Source organism: Nostoc sp. JL34 (genome assembly GCF_017114945.1).
Lineage (GTDB): Bacteria > Cyanobacteriota > Cyanobacteriia > Cyanobacteriales > Nostocaceae > Nostoc.
Window position 1 is genome coordinate 26,000 of sequence record NZ_JABXKQ010000181.1, and the last position, 18,104, is coordinate 44,103.

Genomic DNA, 18,104 nt, shown 5'->3' on the forward strand with positions numbered 1-18,104 from the left:
GGAGGTGTTTGGGCATGGTTCAATTTAGCTTAGTAAACTTTAGCGGAAAATAGCTACATAAAGCATTGTGAGCTTTTTTGTTGCTGCTCTCATGCTTTGTGTGCTAGGGAGTTGCAATCTCTGGTCTGTCAAACTAGGAAAAGTAATTGGCTCAACTCAAAGGGTTTAAAAATTTAATAATATTTCCAAATAATGTTAAATAATTTTTTATGAACAGGATTAAATACATAATATTTGTGTTGCTATTCATACTACCTTTCTGCGTGGTAAATCCGGCTTTTGCATCTGTATGCCGCAATTACGATGTCTACGACGGGCTACGCCACCAAATTTGCATTCTCAGTATTAGCCGAAGTGCCAAAAATTATTGGGAATACAGGGCAACTGTTAGCGTAGATGGAGTAAAAAGACTTACCGAGGTTTACAATTGTCGTAAACGAGTCAAGGTTCAAGAAGGTGGGACTGTTTTGCCTTTTGAGCAAAAAGGCCCTGGTGAGATGATATGCAGCTTTTTTAATTCTTCTCGGCGGTAAACACTCGCCAGATAATGAAGACGGTGAAACTTAGATAGGTGAATACTGTTAGCCATTCTTGCCAGCTACCAAATGCATTGTTCATCAGTAAAAGCCGGAAAATTAATATTTATCAATACTACACGCTGATGCTACCAGTAGGTTGCTGTATTTTGGGAGATAAAGGAAGTCTAGTTAAAATTTCTTAGCTAATTTTCCGGAATTGGTAACAACAGCGTGGTAGTACATATCAGAGCATCGATATTATACTGAACTTCTATAACTCACCTTCGGGGAATATATCCCCATTGTTTTCCCTCAAAAACCCGGTCATGAAAAACCGGGTTTTTGGTGTTTATGACAAGTTACAGTCGAGAAAGTAAGTGACAGAGGGATGCCTACGCCAACGCAACACTTCTTTAAACTGTCCGCGTATCAAATAAAACTATTGTCTAGAAACTTTTAAGAGATTTTATTGGTCTGGTTCTCCAAATTCTGCAAAAATTAACCAATGTCATCTTCTGCTCAAGGTATTCCCGGATTACCAGATTTGACGCATCCGATTGAGCTAGTCAAATTTGGGACTCAGGCGCTCAAAGCTTCACTGTTATTAGTATTTTTGGTCGTAGCTTTGGGAGTTGCGATCGCACTGATCAGTTTTTCTCTCCGTCGCAGCCAGCCAGAACAATTTATCTTCATTGGTGAATGGGCTGTTCATTATTCCCAACTGTTGCGGGGATTACAGCATTTAACTCTAGTATTAGTTTTGTTAATACCGGGATTTTTTCTCTGTTCAACTTTGAGCAATCGCTATCACTACTGGGAACAAATAAGGGTGGCCCAAGTGGTTGAAAGTGTCGCAGGTGAAAAGCTCGAACAATCTGCCCCGCAAGTCCGCTACACTACCCAGGAGCCATACTCTTATACCACGCAAGCCAATGGCAAAATAGTCAAAGTCAATGATACGCGAGAGATTAGCCGCTTCTTAACGCTGGGTGGTTCGCAAATTCAAGTCAAGTTAGACCAAAGCGTAGATGTTCCAGGTCGCAGTTCAATTTATCGCGTGGAATACACTGCTGATTATAAAGTAGTTAACCAACTCAAGGATATTAATAATTTCTTTTTTGAAGCACCACCGCCTAACGGCTACACACTGCTTGCTGGCTACAAAGTAGAGCGTAACGGTACTAGGCTACAACAAACCAATCCGGGAGACTATGGCTTCCCCTTCCAGCTACAACCAGGGGAAGAAACCACCTTTCGAGTCACCTATCAGGCTCAAGGAGGGCCTCGCTGGGTTTATAGTGCCGCAGGACAGTTGCTTTCTAATTTTCGCCTCACAGCAATTGCCAACTTTGCTCCGGCTGATTTTGCTAGTGGTGTTGTACCGAATGAGATTAAAGTTAATGGACGTAGTACTCAATTTACTTGGAAATTTGACGATAATGTTTCAGTCAAAAATCCATTTGGAGTTTTTACTAACACCGACCCCATTCGTCATACTGGCATCATTCCCCGGCTTTTATTACTAGCACCAGCAATATTTTTGTGGTGGATATTATTGTTATATTTGTCACTGCCAATGAGTTTTAGAAATATTGCGATCGCTGGTAGTATTTTCTTTGCTTGTCTGTTGACTTTGACCTATCTAGCTCGCGTTATCAATGCTCAGTTGGCTTGGACTTTAATTTCTATCATTTTACTAATTTTAACATGGGGATTGGGAGCTAGCCGCAGTGCTTCCCTAGCTGTGATCGTTGCTACAATTGCTGGAGCAGTGCTACCAATTTTTGGATTATTAGTACCGTTTAGCGGACTAACTCTTAGTTTAGCGGGTTTGCTTTCAGCGGTTTGGCTAGCAGTTCGTCACTGGTATGGCTGGTATTTGCACCCAGAAGATCAAAGATTGCAGACTCAAAAAAATGCTAAAGATTAGATGATTTCGCTATGATTAGCGAAGTTTTAGCAAAGAGCATTTATGGATAACGATTTACTCGCTTTCTTCGCGGCTGCTGGGTTACTCATTCTCTATCTTATCTTCTCAGCATTAACTGAAATGGGGACTAAATTGCCTTGGAAGAAATAAGCTGATGGGCTAAAAAGTTTACATCTCTAAACTCATTGGGCTTGGAAAAAAAGTAAACATCCTTTAGGCTTAGTTAATATATTTATTGTTCGAGAGAGTGCCAAATGCGCGATCCACAAAAAAACCACATTAAAATCGAGCCAGCAACCCTCGTTTTGATCGTGTCTCTCCTAATACTCTTGCCTCTGCTGTTTGTGGGTTTTTTCTCGCAGTGAACATTAGAGAGTTTAAAAATATCTATAGGAATCCTTCAAGAGATTGGGTTAAAAGTGATGAAACTCAAAATGTGTAGTTTGATATTTCCTAGTAGTAAAAAAAATGCCAGAAGAAAGTCAGATAGTTAACCTCAACAAGCAAGATAGTGAGAAAGACTCAACAGATATATTTCCCCGACCTTTATCACAAAAACAGAAGGAATCCCTCGATGAATGCGAACGCCTGATCCAGCATTTTAAAAAGGAAGCTTTTCAACATAAACGTTGGTTTCAGGGACTCAAATATTCAAGTATTTTTCTTGCTGCAACTGTAACTATTCTTTCTGCGATCGCTGCAAGTAAAAAGATTGAGCAATTAAATTGGGCTGTTCCGGTTATTAGTGGGCTTGCTACCCTCTCTACCACATTGTTAACTCAAACAGCCTCTCAGAAAGTCTGGGTACACTCACGAGGAGTAGAACAAAAACTACAAGTAGAAAAGTTTTTATATTTACAAGCTGCTGGTGTTTATTCACAAATAACAAATGAAGAGGAAAAAATTCGTCAATTTTCCAATCGAATCATGGAGATATGGTCACAAGGTCATCAGACTTGGAAGAACAATGTGGCTGATGGAATAAATAGAAAAAGCAATTAATAGCAAATACAACTATAGCGTATCAGCTTTTCTTCAATTCTTAAACAATGCCATAGCGCGATCGCCTTTTGTATCAGGTACGTTAAGCTACTGTTAACGCACCTGATTACACAAGAACTACTTAGGTAAAACCTGCTGTAGTGCTACTAAAAGTTGGTCAACGCTTTCCTTTCGACTATTAAAGCCCATCAATCCGACGCGCCAAACTTTACCAGCCAGTTCGCCAAGACCACCGCCAATTTCAATATTATGTTCATTGAGTAACTGGCGAGCGATCGCTTTACCATCTACTCCGGCTGGAATGCAGACAGTAGTAAGCGTTGGCAGTCTATACTCTTGCTCAACGTGCATACTCAGTCCTAAATTCTCTAAACCTTGCCAGAGATATTCTACGTTCTTTTGATGTCGCTGCCAGGAATTTGCTAACCCCTCTTCTGCAAGCAAACGTAGTGCTTCCCGCAATGCATAGTATAAATTAATGGGTGCTGTGTGGTGATAGGTGCGTTCAGCGCCCCAATACTTGCCCAGCAACAACATATCTAAATACCAGTTTGCAACTTTCGTTTGGCGCTGTTGCAATTTCTCAATTGCACGCGAACTCATGGTAAAGGGAGAAGCACCAGGTGGGCAACCTAACCCTTTTTGGCTACAACTATAAGCTAAGTCAACTCCCCAAGCATCCAAAAACAAGGGGACACCACCCAGGCTTGTCACCGTATCCACTAGTAACAAAGTGCCAAATTCACGACACAAATCAGCAACCCCCTCCAATGGTTGACGTGCGCCTGTGGAAGTTTCGGCATGAACTAGAGCTAAAATCGCTGGACGATGAGTTTTTAAGGCAGTTTGGAGTTCATCCAGGTTGAAGACTTGTCCCCAAGGTTTGGTAATGGTTCGCACATCAGCGCCATAACGTCCAGCCATATCCACGAGGCGATTACCAAAGTAACCAGCTACACCAATTAAAACCACATCGCCGGGTTCTACAGCATTGGCGATGGTGGCTTCCATTGCGGCTGTTCCCGTACCGCTGACTGCAATGGTAAGTGAGTTTTCTGTTTGCCATACGTAGCGTAGCAACGACTGAATTTCATCCATGAGTGCGAGAAAAGCTGGGTCAAGATGCCCAACAGGTGAGGTATTCATCGCCTGGAGAACTGTGGGATGGGTATTCGATGGGCCTGGCCCCAACAGCAGACGGGATGGGATTTCTAGCGGTGTGAGTTGCAAGCGCCCAGAGTCGTTAATTGAAATTGTTTGCGTCATAATCTGTCTTCGCCTAGACGATACTTACCGGATCATATAGGAATCCGATTTAATTCCTGAACTTACTTGCATAGGGAGAGAAGAGATGTGTACTGAGTTTTTTTATGAAAGGTTTCAGGTACTTTCTATGCCCAAAATTTCTAAATTACCAGGAATTAAATTAGTAATTTTACTGAGAGAAAGGATTTATTTTTTTCTTTCAGTAATTATCGATTATGACACTTCAGGGTGTGGAATCTGGGTTGCATATCTTGGGTAGCCGTCTCGCTCACCCCACAAGAAATGTATAATTTAAAATTATGCAAACTAGATTTGGTTTTGCTTAATATAGTTTGTAAGTTTTCTTAAGCAATTAGCTAAATTTCTCAGCAATCTTATCAAATTCTGTATTTAAAAATCCGCTATTTTGAAAATAAGCTAAATATTTCCTGATCAATTCAGTATCCATTGATGGACTGTAGATAGAAGTGTCAGCAATTGCCTCAAGTGTGTTGTGACAGTCTAAATCAGGAGTGTTTTGATATAGTTGCCATGCAGTCAGCCCTTGATAGACTTTTTCAGTTAACATGGGTATGAGAGGAAACAAAGAATTTTTCTGAGAGTATCGAGCTTGATTAATTAAATCGTTTGTCCATTGCTCATAAGACACTTTTTTAAGTTGGTATCCACAAGTCGATATCAGTTCAAATAATCTATTTAAATCAATATTTTGCGATGCCAAAGGAACTAAATGAAAGGCATTTCCTAAAGATTCTTTTCTTCTAGATATTTGAACAATAGCTTTACTGGCATAATCAACAGTAATTAAATCTTGTTTTTGATTGACTAAATCTGGAAAACTACCTAATTGAATACAACCTTTGATCAATCTAGATATGTAATCATCTGTATTAGTTACACCAGTATGCGGATGACCCATTAGAAATCCCGATCTAATAACTGTTATGGGGATACCTCTAGATTTCGCAATCCAAACAAGTTTTTCAGCTACCCATTTACTTTGTATATAGCCAATATCTTGATAAAGATAAGTTTCACTACGATCGATATCATCGTCCTCATAAAGGACATTCAACCCATTAAAACAAGCAATTGTGCTAAAAATGGCAATTGTTGAGATATAGTGTACTGGCTTGAGTTGAGCGTGACATGCCAATCTCAGAACTTCTTGAGTGCCAAGAACATTTGCCGCCTTAATTAGAGAATATGGTTTAGCAAAGCCGACTTCAGCACCACTGTGATAAATAACATCAATCTGCTCTGCTAGCCTCTCAAATTGCTCTAAAGAAAGTCCTAGACGAAACTGAGCTAAATTTCCTGGTATGGCAATAATTCTTGAGCTTTGGTTTGCATCCCATATTAAATATTTTTCTAGGTTTTTTTGCAATCTCTTCAAACCTTCACTTTCGTTATCAGCACGCACAAGGCAATATATTTTCGCCTCAGTTTGCTGCAACAATTCATGTAGTAAGAAAGCACCCAGAAAACCAGTAGCACCTGTTAAGAAAATATGTTTCTGCTGACTAATGTCTTTAGCAAGAACTCCTTGAGGATAGATGTTTGAATCGAGTATGGCTTCAGCTTTGAAACTAATAGCAGTATTGAGAGCAGCATTTCCTTGATGATGGAATTTCTCAACTATTTGGCACAGTCCTTCTATAGTTGGCTGCTCAAAAATACATCTTACAGGCATCTGCACTTGAAAAGTTTCTCGCACATATATCATTAACTGGGCTGCTAATAGGGAATTACCGCCAAGTTCAAAGAAATTATCTTGAATGCCCACATTATCAATGCCAAGTATCTTAATCCAGATACCAAGCATCTTCTCCTCAGTAGGAGTATGAGGTGTAATTAATGCTACCTCTAGAATGGGTCTGGATTGATCGGGAGCAGGTAATGCCCGACGATCTAACTTGCCACTGGGTGTTAGTGGTAACCTCTCTAAACACACAAAAGCTGTAGGGATCATATATTCTGGTAGCTTTTGTTTGAGAAAGTGGCGGAGTTCTAATGTAAGCTTACTGTCATTCTCATATTGTTGATTTTGCACCACATAAGCTACTAAACGCTTTTGTCCAGGTACATCTTCCCGATCTATAACAACACTTGTTTTGACAGAGGGATGTTGTGCTAGTAAAGCTTCAATTTCTCCTAGCTCGATTCGGAAGCCGCGAATTTTCACTTGATGATCGATACGATTGAGATATTCAATATTGCCATCGCTCAAGTAGCGAGCTAAGTCACCTGTTTTATAAAGGCGATCGCATTTTGAATTTTCAAAGGGGTTGGGAATGAACCGAGCATCTGTAAGATCCAAGCGATTGAGATAGCCACGTGCTATACCAATACCACCAATGTAGAGTTCTCCAGGCACACCTACAGGAACAGGTTGTAACTGAGAATCTAATAGATACATTTGACTGTTGGCAATCGGTCGTCCAATGGGTGGCAAAGCTGACCAATCTGTAGGTGAATTTGCAAGGGTAAAAGCAGTCACAACATGAGTTTCAGATGGGCCATACTGGTTGTGGAGAGTACAGTTAGGCAATTGGCGAAATAAATGTGCGATCGCATCTGTAATGCGTAACTGTTCCCCAGCCGTAATCACTTCGCGCAAACTACAGGGTACTATGCCTTCTATTCTTGCCATTTCGGCTATTTGTTGCAAAGCAACATACGGTAGGAACAAGCGCTCAATCCCTTCTCTATTCAGAAATTGCAGCAGTTGTGTGGGTTCACGCCGCATTGATTCCGAAATCAATACTAATGTCCCGCCTGTAGTTAAGGTGGCAAAGATTTCTTGGAAGGAAACATCAAAGCTAATCGGTGTATATTGCAGTGTTTTGCTGCCAAAGCCAACTGTGGAAGTTTGCGATTGCCAAGCAATTAAGTTGACTAAGGGACGGTGCGGCATCGCTACACCTTTTGGTTTGCCAGTAGAACCGGAGGTGTAGATAACATAAGTTAAATTGTCAGGATGGATATTAATATCCAGGTTATTTTGGGCTTGGGTAGCAATATCCTCCCAATCTCTATCCAGACAGACAATACTAGCTTGATGTTCGGGAAGCTGCTCCAATAAACTTTGTTGGGTTAATAGCACTGTTACTTGAGAGTCTGTCAGCATTAAGGATAAACGCTGCTGTGGATAGGCGGTATCTAGAGGTACATAAGCTGCACCAGCTTTGAGAATCGCTAATAGAGCTACGATCATCTCTAGCGATCGCTCTACACAAATCCCTACTAATACATCCGGCCCTACACCTAAAGTTTGTAGATGACGGGCTAATTGATTGGCTCTGGCATTCAAGTCGTGATAAGTTATTTGCTGTTCTGCAAAAATTGCTGCTACAGAATTAGGCTCACGCTGTACTTGCACTTCAAATAGTTGGTGAATGCAACTTTGTTCAGGGTAATCTGCTTGAGTTTGATTCCATTCCACTAATAATTGTTGACATTCATTAGCTGTTAATAGGGGTAAATCTGTAACTTTCTGGTCGGGATTAGCAACGATACCTGCAACTAAAGTCTGAAAATTTTCCCCGATGCGAGAGATGGTAGCAGCATCAAATAAATCCGTACTGTACTCAAACCAACCACTAATCCCATCTGGTGTCTCAAATAATTCTAAGAACAGATCGAACTTGGCTGTGCCATTGTGTTCTAAGCGATGGTTAATGGTCATACCAGAAAGTTCTATAGCTGGTATGGGTACATTTTGCAGAGCAAAGCCGATTTGGAACAGGGGATGACGGCTCAAATCTCTCTCTGGTTCTAGTTCCTCTACCAACTTCTCAAAGGGTAGGTCTTGATGAGCATAGGCTTCTAAAGTCACTTCTCGCACTTGCTTGAGCAACTGGCGAAAAGTAGGAGAGTCAGAAAAATCACTGCGTAGTATTAAAGTGTTAACAAAAAATCCAATTAAACTCTCAATTTCCTGATAGTGACGGTTGGCAATTACCGAACCTACTTGGATATCTGCGCTACTCGTATAACGGAATAACAATGTTTGGAACGCTGCTAAGAGCGTCATAAATAAAGTAACTCCCTCCTGCTGACTGAAGCGAGTTAGTGTCTCGCTGAGAGATTTGGAAAGTGCTAAAGGTTGACGCGTCCCGCGATAGGTTTGGATTGCTGGTCGGGGGCGATCGCTTGGTAACTGTAAAATGGGTAAATCTGCTAACTGCTGCTTCCAATAGTCTAGTTGCTCTGATAATACTTTTCCTTGCAACCATTGCCGTTGCCAAAGGGCAAAGTCTGCATACTGAATCGGAAGTTCAGCAAGGGGAGAAAGTTGACCATTGACGAAGGCTTGATATAGCAGTCTCAGTTCTCGGAAAAACGTACCAACAGACCAACCATCAAAAACAATATGGTGAATATTCAAAAGCAGTACATATTCTTCTGCACCTAACTGCAACAGGGTGGTTCGTACTAGTGGCCCGTGATTGAGGTTAAAGGGTCGTTGGCACTCCTCAATAGTTAATCGCTGGATTTCTATGTCTTTTTGCGAGCCAGACAGCGTTCTCAAATCTATTAGATGCAAAGGTACAGTTAGGGTAGGAGCAATAATTTGTACTGGCTGCCCATCTAAGAAAGCAAAAGTGGTGCGTAAAACTTCATGGCGGCGAATAATTTCGTTGACACTCTGTTCTAAGGCACTTAAATTTACTTGACCAACAAGGTGAAAAGTCTGCGGTAAATTATATAAGGGATTGCCAGGTAAGAACTGTTCCAGAAACCATAATCGCTGCTGGGCAAAGGAAAGAGGTAAGTTTTGGTTGCGCGTTACAGGTGCGATTGTTTGAGTGTGCCATTCCAGATTTTGCTTGAGTTCTATCTCGATACTTTCAGCCAAGCTGGCAACAGTAGGTGCATCAAATAAACGTCGCAATGGTAAATCTAATTGATAGGTATCTCGAATACGAGAGATTACCTGAGTCGCTAGCAGTGAGTGTCCGCCAATCTCAAAAAAGTTATCGTAGACACTAATCTGCTCCAATCGTAAAACTTCGACCCAAATTTTTGCTAGTACTTCCTCTATTGTGGTACTAGGTGAGACAAAATCTTGCTCCAGATTCCGTCCAGTGTGATCGGGGGCTGGCAAAGAACGACGATTTACTTTTCCGTTAGGTGTTAGTGGCAATACATTTAACATGACAAAACTGGAAGGCACCATATAATCTGGCAGCTTCTCTTTGAGAAACCTACGGAGATTGCCACTCACTGTGCGCTGCAAAATTTTCCATAGATGTTGGATTTCCAAAATATGCTCTATGCTTTGTTGAAACAGGGTTTTTTCCGTAGACGTTAGAGTCAAGTGAATACCAGCCCGCTGACCCTGACTCCAAGCAACGCTGCCATTTATCCATAGTTCTTCCGATGTCACTGGCAAGCGTAGGCAAAGACGGACGCGCTTACCTCTTGCCCAACTAAATGACACCCCTACCAAACAAACGCCATCATTGGAGATATCCTCTGTTTGTAGCTCTACTATCCGGTTATCATCAGTCTCTACTCGACAAATACTTTCATAAGGGACTCGCTCTGGAATCAAGTTGGAAACAATATAACCGACTAGGCGCTTGTTCCCAGGCATATCCTCACGCGCTATGACTGCGGCTTCGCGCACGTCAGGATGCTGCAACAGCATTGCTTCTATTTCCCCCAACTCAATGCGGAAACCGCGAATCTTCACCTGCTGGTCTATCCGACCCAGGTATTCAATATTCCCATCTGGTAAGTAGCAAGCTAAGTCACCTGTTTTATACAAGCGATGCGATTTTGCATAAGGATTGGGAATAAAGCGTTCCGTAGTGAGATCGGGTCGATTGAGGTAACCCCTAGCTAAACTATCGCCACCAATGTAAAGCTCTCCCGGAACACCTATAGGAACTGGCTTTAACTCTGCATTGAGGATGTAGATTTGGGTGTTAGCTATGGGACGACCTATAGAGGGATAAGTTGGCCAGAAATCAGGATTTTCATCTAATGTCAAAGCCGTTACCACATGGGTTTCTGATGGCCCGTAGTGATTATGAAATGAGCAGTGTGGCAGCGATTTGAATAATTTGACAATGGCTGGGGTGATTTGCAGTTGCTCACCTGTGGTAGTAACTTCTTTTAAACTAGTAAATAATTCCAAGTGAGATACAGCCATTTCTGCCATTTGTTGTAGTACGACAACAGGCAGGATAACTTTTTCAATCTCTTGGGTCTGAATAAAGCGAGCTAAAGCTGTAGTGTCCCGACGCAAGTTTTCTGAGATGAGAAACAAAGTTCCTCCCGAAGCCCAAGTAGCAAACATCTCATGAAAGCTGGCATCAAAGCTCAAAGATGCAAATTGCAAGGTACGTACACCTGTTAATAGTGAGTTTAAGTGCCATTGCAGTAAATTCACTAAAGGACGGTGAGCTAAACAGATGCCTTTCGGCCTGCCTGTAGAACCAGAAGTGTAGATGATATAGGCTAAATTCTCTGCTGTTACTTCGATAGAAGGATTTTCCTGACTGTATTGGCTTATCTTGTCCCAATCGGTATCTAAACAGATAATCTGTGCTTTGGTTTTGGGAAGCTCTGTTAATAGTTGTTGTTGAGTAAGTAATACTGATACTTGAGTATCCTCAAGCATAAAGGCTAGGCGTTCTTTAGGATACGCTGAATCCATTGGTACATAAGCCCCGCCAGTTTTGAGAACTGCCAAAACTGCGATCGCCATTTCCAGGGTTCTCTCTACACAGATTCCTATAGGCATATCTGGTTTCACGTCTAGCGATCGCAGGTAGTGTGCTAACTGGTTAGAGTGCTGATTTAGCTCTCGGTAAGTGAGTGAAGATTGTTCGTGCTTCTGTGCCTCTTTAGAGATTACTGCTACAGCATCTGGCGATCGCTCCACCTGCGCTTCAAACAGTTGATGAACGCATTTATCTAATGCGTAATCCCTACTAGTATCATTGCAAGTTTCTACTAATTCTTTCTGCTCACTTTCTAGCAATATATTCAGTTGATGAAAATACTCACATCCTTGACTAACTTGATTTGCTATAAAGAGCAATCTCTCTAAAGAATTTATATCTGCAAAATATTTGTGATTGTAAAATATTTCTATTTCTAAACTATCATTAAAATCGTTAATTACAAGATGAACCTCGTTTTCGGCAAAAGAATTATGGACAGTTAATCGAGAACAGTTTTCAGCAAAAGGAATATTCAGGATACTGAAGTTATAAAAATTATAGAAAAATTTTAATTGTTCATCTTTTAAATAGTTATTTTGTAAAAGAACTGAAATATTTTGGAGATTACCTAGGTTTCTACGATACTTATTAATGTATAAAATATAATCGATTATACTTGATTTATTTTCAATACTTTTTTGAGGTATAATAATAGGAACTATTTGGTAAATGCAACCTAAAACATTAAGATAATTTTCATCTCTTTTTCCAAAAATATCATAAAATAAAAAATCTGCTGGTGCTTGTAAATACTTACTTAAATAAATGCCATAAACAGCCCTAAAAAATATAGGAACGCTACATTTTTTTACTTGGCAATATTTCCTAATTTGTGCTAAATCATTTCCGACAATTTGTACTTTTCTTGATTTAGCCTTGTTTTCTGTTTCTATTTTGATATAAGAGATTATAGGAATAACCTTACTTAAAGTTTCTAGCCAATACTGCTGAATCTCTGGAGTATCAAATTGAGTCACATGATCGTTAATAAAATCATGAAAAGAATTTCCCTCAAAATTTTGATGATTATTACCTATTTTTAAACAGTGGTATACTTTTGCAACTCTTTCAAAAAAAACTTTCCCAGAATATCCATCAAAAAGAATATGAGGTGCACCTAAAATAGCTGTATAGTTACCCTGCTCATCTTTAAGTAAGACATTTTTAAATAAATCACTTTTTTGTAAATCGAGCTTATTTTTAATTTTTTCTTCGATAAATTGTTGTAAACTATTGAAATATCTAGGATTAATTACTAAATCAATAAATTCAAAATTAACATCAACATTGTTGTCTACAAACTGAAAAGGTTCTCCTTTATAAAAAATGAACCTGGTTTTAGTAATATCATCTTGTTGACATACTATTTTTATTGCTCGTTCCCAAATAAATCTGTCTATATTTTGTGATAATTTTACGGAAATGCCTAAACTAAAAATAGTACTATCTGGATGGAGCATATTATCCAGATATAAATCTCTCTGTGTAGTTGTTAATCGTGATATTTTCCCAATTCTTGAAGGTTCAAAAGGTTCATTTAATATAGTTCCTGTTACCAAAGCCATGAAGACTTCTGAAATTGAAATATTATAAATATTTTTATGTTGAGAATTGTTAATCATGATGATTTCTTTAGATTAAATTTATTACTTTGACTAATTTAGATTATTTTTGATGTACTGGAAGTTCAATTATGAACTCAGTTTCTTGTCCTGGTACTGACTGACAACTGATTTTACCTTCATGTTTCTCTACGATAATTGTGTAGCTAATAGATAATCCTAAACCAGTACCCTTTCCAATAGGTTTAGTAGTAAAGAAAGGATTGAAAATCTGAGAAAGTATATCCGGTGTCATACCATAACCATTATCAGCAATGCGAATAGCTAGGAGATTTTGCTCTAACAATTCAGTAGTTATTTTGATATAACCTGGATTAAGTTCAGCTTCCTTCAATGAATGCTGATAGTTATACTCTTCCAAAGCATCAATAGCATTAGCTAATAAATTCATAAATACTTGATTTAGCTGGCCTGGATAACAATCTACTAATGGTAAAGAAGCATAATTTTTAATAATTTTAATTTTAGAATTGACTGACTCCGTTTTGAGCCGATGTTGCAATATTAGTAAGGTGCTATCAATACCTTCATGAATATTAACTGCCTTCATTTCTGCTTCATCCAAACGGGAAAAGTTACGTAAGCTCAGAACTATCTGGCGGATGCGATCGGCTCCAACCTTCATTGAAGATAGCAATTTTGGTAAGTCTTCAAGCAAAAATTCCAAATCTATATCCTCTTGTTCTGCCAGAATTTGAGGATTCAAATTGGGTGATACTTTTTGATAAACTTTTATTAGATGTAACATATCCTTAATATATTCACTAGTATGAGAAATATTGCCGTATATAAAATTAATTGGGTTATTAATTTCATGAGCTATACCAGCAACTAATTGACCTAAGCCAGACATTTTCTCTTTTTGAATAATCTGTAACTGTGTTGTTTGTAGTTGCTTTAATGTCACCTCTAACTTTTCTGCTTGTTCTTCCAAATGCACATTTTTTTCATGTAATTCTTGTGTCCTTTCTTCAATTTTTATTTCCAGGTTTTTGCTATAATTATCTAATTGCTGGTTAGCTTGTTGCAGATTATCATTTAGTTTAGATAGATTAGTATACAGCTTGGCATTCTCAATAGAAATAGCAGCTTGAGAGGCCAGAATTTTTAAAACTTCTAAACGTTCAGTAGTGAATGCATTCGTTGTTAAGTTATTTTGCAGATATAGAATTCCGATAAGTTTACTTTGATGAATTATGGGTGTACATAAAACTGACTTACATTTATTCTGAATAATATAAGAATCGCTAGTAAATTTTCCTTCAAAGCTAGCATCACCAATAACTACACTTTCTTTAGTTCTCATCACATAATTGAGTATAGATATGGGTATATATAAACTATTTTCTAAAGAGATAGAGGTTCCCAAATGCATCTCACTTTTGTTAACTCCTACAAATGCTTCTATTACCATTTGACCATCTTTATCTAAAAGTAAACAGCTAGTTTGTGCTCCAGCGTTCTCCATAACAATTGTCATCAACTTAGATAGCAACCCATCTAGCATAATTTCACTAGAAATAGCTTGCGAAGCTTTAAAAACTGTAGATAAATCAAAAGATGCCAAATTATTTATCTTGCTTGAAGTAGTTCGTAAGCTAGTCTTTAAACTCGATGATTCCTGATTTGTTTTTAATGGGCAATAATCTGGGTATTTTGACTCTAAATCACTGACTTTTGCTATCGCTCCCCAACGTATATAAGTATGATAAGATTCTCTCAGGTAGAAGATAGCTTGCTGATCTCTACCACGGAAAAAGTAAAATTCTGCTGCTAACTCGTTGGCTAGTGCTTCTTCTTGAAGATATCCTTGTTCTTTGGCTCCTTGAATAGCTAGTTCATAATACTCCATAGCTACAAAAGTTTGCCCTAAAACTCGCGCTTTTTCCGCTTCCACTAAATCATATTTATGCTGATAGTTAGCAGGAGCGTGACCAGCCCATATCCGCATTTTTTCTTGATTGATATTAATCGCAGCCATATATTCTTGTTGAGTATTAGGTTCAACATTTGGATATAAGCTAATCAGAGCTAAAGAATAATAAAAGTTGTGTATACTAACTGTAATCATCCCCATAACACTACTTATATATTCTGAAGCTAATTTGGCATTATCAAGTGCTTGAGTATAATCTTTAAATAAATAAAAGAGAATCATTTTGGCAACATAAGCAGCAAATAAAGAAGTAACATTTTTAGTAAACTGTAGATATGGCAACATTGCTACTTCATTAAAACTATCACCAACCAAATAATATTTATCTTGTGACATTCCCTGCAAGTTTAATGTCAATTGATGCCAGATTCTAATGTAGTTTATCGGAAAATCTAGTTTAAATTTTTGTAGCAAATTTATATATGATGCTTGCTGCTGAACTACTGATTCTAGTTGTTCTCCTCTAAAAAATATATGACCGCAATAGTGGATAGAACAATAGCCAGCGTATTCTAAATCTCCAATTTCTAACGCGCTCTGAATTGCGTCTTGTAAAGGAGCAATACTTCCCCTAAGGTGTTCTTTCCAATGAAAAGTAAAACCATAAAATGGGGCGCATACTTTACTTTTGAGTTCCTTAGCTTGAAACTGCTCTAATATCTGCCAAGCTATTTGACCAGAGTGATATCCAGCATCAATATTTTCTAGATAGCTACACAACACCATGCCATAACAAGAATATCCAGCAGCAGCCAAAGCTGAATGACCGTGTTCAATACAGAGATTGACAACAGTCAAGATGATCTGGGGAAAAGTTGTCCCTGTTGTGTCAGTAATAAAAGCAGCACCACCAACAGTAACAAGGATTTTTAAAGCTGCTAATATGTAAGGATCTTTTACAACTGGAAAATTTTCTAAATCTTGAAGCTGAGGTAAATTTGCTATAGTACTTTGCTTATTTGGCGTCGCTGACAGAGAAATTCCCAACTTTGCGATCGCTTCTAGTCCAGTATCAATGGCTTTAAGCATCTGATTTTGAGCCATATAAAACTGGATTTGTAATTGATAAGCCTTGACTTGATCGAGCAGATTACTAGCTTTGTCTAGAATAATTTCTGTTAGAATAGCTGCGCGTGTAAAATTAGTATTTAAGTACTCTAATTCTACGCTTTCTAGATAAAGTGCTAGCATCAAATCGTAATTATTTTGCCAACTCGATAGTGTCAGTAATTCTAGTCCAACTGTTGAATAACTAAGAGCAGCTTCATAAGCTGATGATGCTTTTGCTTTTTGGCTAGCTATAAGATTTAATCTTGCTAACCGATCTCTGTGATATTGATCACAAATAAATTCAGTACCAAAATTTAAATGATTAACAATATTAAATATATTTTCTTCAATTTCTTCTGTTTGGTAAGATTCTAGTATTAATTGCCCAATTTTCAGGTGAGTTTGTTTTCTTTGCGATTCTGGAATCAAGGAATAAGCTGCTTGCTGGATTCGATCGTGGAAAAACTTATATGAAATTTTTAATTCTTGAGATTCTAAGGATGTAAATATATCTTTTTCAAAAAATAGTGGAGTTTTATAGTTATCGTTCAAGGGCAAAATTAGGCTTGCTTGAAGTGCTTCCCATAATTCAGAGGCGGTTTCTGACTGAGATTTTTCATTTACAATTGCTAGAATGTCTATGTTAAACCGATTGCCAATACAAGCAGCTAGTTTTAAGACCTGTTGTGTCTCTTGAGGCAATTTTTTAATATTTCTTACAATTAATTCTAGGGCATCGTAATCTGTAATACCAATGGTCTGAATTTGATTTATTTCCCACTGCCATGTTCCACTATTAAAGTCAAACTTTAATAGCTTTTCTTGGTACATAGTTTGGAACAACTGAGTCAAGAAAAAAGGATTTCCCTGAGTTTGATTAAAAAGAAGTTCAGCTAGTGTTTTTGTTTTTTCTGTTGTAGTATGAAGTGTATCTACTACTAATTCATGTACATCACTAAGACTTAAAGGCTTTAGTATAATACTATTTATAGTCGCTCCTGCTTTTTGGATTTCATTCAAGGTTTGATTCAAATAATGAGTTGGTATGACTTCGTTATCTCGATAAGCTCCAATCATCAAAAAATATTGGCTATCATCAAGCATCAACATCTGAATCAATTTTAGAGTAGCTAAATCTGCCCATTGTAAATCATCAAAAAATAGAACAAGTGGGTGTTCTTTTTGAGTAAATACTTGAATAAATTTTTGAAATGCTCGATTAAGGCGATTTTGCGATTCAATTGCTCCTAATTGTGGTATAGGTGGTTGTTGACCTATAATATTTTCAATTTCAGGAATAACATCAATAATAACTTGACCATTTTCACCCAATGCTTTTAAAAGTCGCTGTTTCAAAACAATTATTTTTTCAGAGCTTTCTGTTAATAACTGTTGGGTTAATTCTTGAAATGATTCAATTAGAGCCGTATAAGGGATATTTCGTTTAAATTGATCGAATTTACCAGAAATAAAATATCCCCGTCGTTGGAGAATAGGTTTATGAATTTCATTAACTAAGCAGGATTTACCAATCCCTGCATAACCTGAAACTAACATCATCTCACTTTTACCGATGCTTACTCGCTCAAAAGCTGATATAAGAGATGCTACTTCTTTCTCGCGTCCATAGAGTTTTTGAGGAATTGTAAATTGGCTAAATTTATCTAACTTGCCAGGAATAAAATTTTCGATTTTCCCACTATTTAATAACTGTTTAAAACAAATCTCTAAATCTGCTTTTAGCCCTAAGCCACTTTGATATCTTTCTTCAGCAGTTTTAAATAATAGTTTCATTACAATATTAGATACAGCCTCTGGTATTTGTGGGTTTATCTGATGAGGAGGTATCGGCTGTTTGGCAATATGAGAGTGAATCATTTCTAAAGGATCAGTGAAATTAAATGGCAAATTATCAGTCAGCATTTCATAAAAAGTTATGCCTAAAGAGTAAAAATCTGTGCGGTAATCAATCGTTCTATTCATGCGACCTGTTTGCTCTGGAGACATGTAAGCAAGTGTTCCTTTAAGCAAATTAGGATT

General features: G+C 38.1%; 6 protein-coding genes. 3 read left to right on the top strand and 3 right to left on the bottom strand.

Annotated features, from left to right (window positions below; genetic code table 11):
* Nucleotides 1-209: 209 nt before the first annotated feature.
* The 3 genes from HWQ44_RS32635 (at nt 210) to HWQ44_RS32645 (ending at nt 3,450) form a co-directional block, all read left to right on the top strand.
* Nucleotides 210-533, top strand: coding sequence for a hypothetical protein (locus tag HWQ44_RS32635; RefSeq protein ID WP_292726511.1), 324 nt, complete (start codon nt 210-212; stop codon nt 531-533).
* 490 nt (nt 534-1,023) lie between these two features.
* Nucleotides 1,024-2,448 (top strand): hypothetical protein, encoded by a 1,425-nt coding sequence (locus HWQ44_RS32640; RefSeq protein ID WP_292726513.1) that lies wholly within the window; start codon nt 1,024-1,026, stop codon nt 2,446-2,448.
* 468 nt (nt 2,449-2,916) lie between these two features.
* Entirely contained in the window at nt 2,917-3,450 is a 534-nt protein-coding gene (locus HWQ44_RS32645) for a DUF4231 domain-containing protein (RefSeq protein ID WP_292726515.1), read from the top strand.
* Between the two features lie 117 nt (nt 3,451-3,567).
* Here HWQ44_RS32645 and HWQ44_RS32650 read toward each other — a convergent pair whose 3' ends face one another.
* The 3 genes from HWQ44_RS32650 to HWQ44_RS32660 form a co-directional block, all read right to left on the bottom strand.
* The gene (locus HWQ44_RS32650; RefSeq protein WP_292726517.1) at nt 3,568-4,716 is read right to left on the bottom strand and encodes an alanine--glyoxylate aminotransferase family protein; all 1,149 of its coding nucleotides are present in this window, start codon (nt 4,714-4,716) and stop codon (nt 3,568-3,570) included.
* A gap of 352 nt (nt 4,717-5,068) precedes the next feature.
* Nucleotides 5,069-13,078, bottom strand: a complete 8,010-nt coding sequence (locus HWQ44_RS32655) for a non-ribosomal peptide synthetase (RefSeq protein WP_292726520.1) — start codon at nt 13,076-13,078, stop codon at nt 5,069-5,071.
* A gap of 43 nt (nt 13,079-13,121) precedes the next feature.
* On the bottom strand, nt 13,122-18,095 hold the full coding sequence (locus tag HWQ44_RS32660) for an AAA family ATPase (RefSeq protein ID WP_366931414.1): 4,974 nt from the start codon (nt 18,093-18,095) through the stop codon (nt 13,122-13,124).
* Nucleotides 18,096-18,104: the final 9 nt, after the last annotated feature.

What these genes read in the sequence shown, in the direction of transcription:
- HWQ44_RS32635 (WP_292726511.1), top strand. Translation starts at nt 210, where the DNA reads ATGAACAGGATTAAATACATAATATTTGTGTTGCTATTCATACTACCT.
- HWQ44_RS32640 (WP_292726513.1), top strand. Translation starts at nt 1,024, where the DNA reads ATGTCATCTTCTGCTCAAGGTATTCCCGGATTACCAGATTTGACGCAT.
- HWQ44_RS32645 (WP_292726515.1), top strand. Translation starts at nt 2,917, where the DNA reads ATGCCAGAAGAAAGTCAGATAGTTAACCTCAACAAGCAAGATAGTGAG.
- HWQ44_RS32650 (WP_292726517.1), bottom strand. Translation starts at nt 4,716, where the DNA reads ATGACGCAAACAATTTCAATTAACGACTCTGGGCGCTTGCAACTCACA.
- HWQ44_RS32655 (WP_292726520.1), bottom strand. Translation starts at nt 13,078, where the DNA reads ATGATTAACAATTCTCAACATAAAAATATTTATAATATTTCAATTTCA.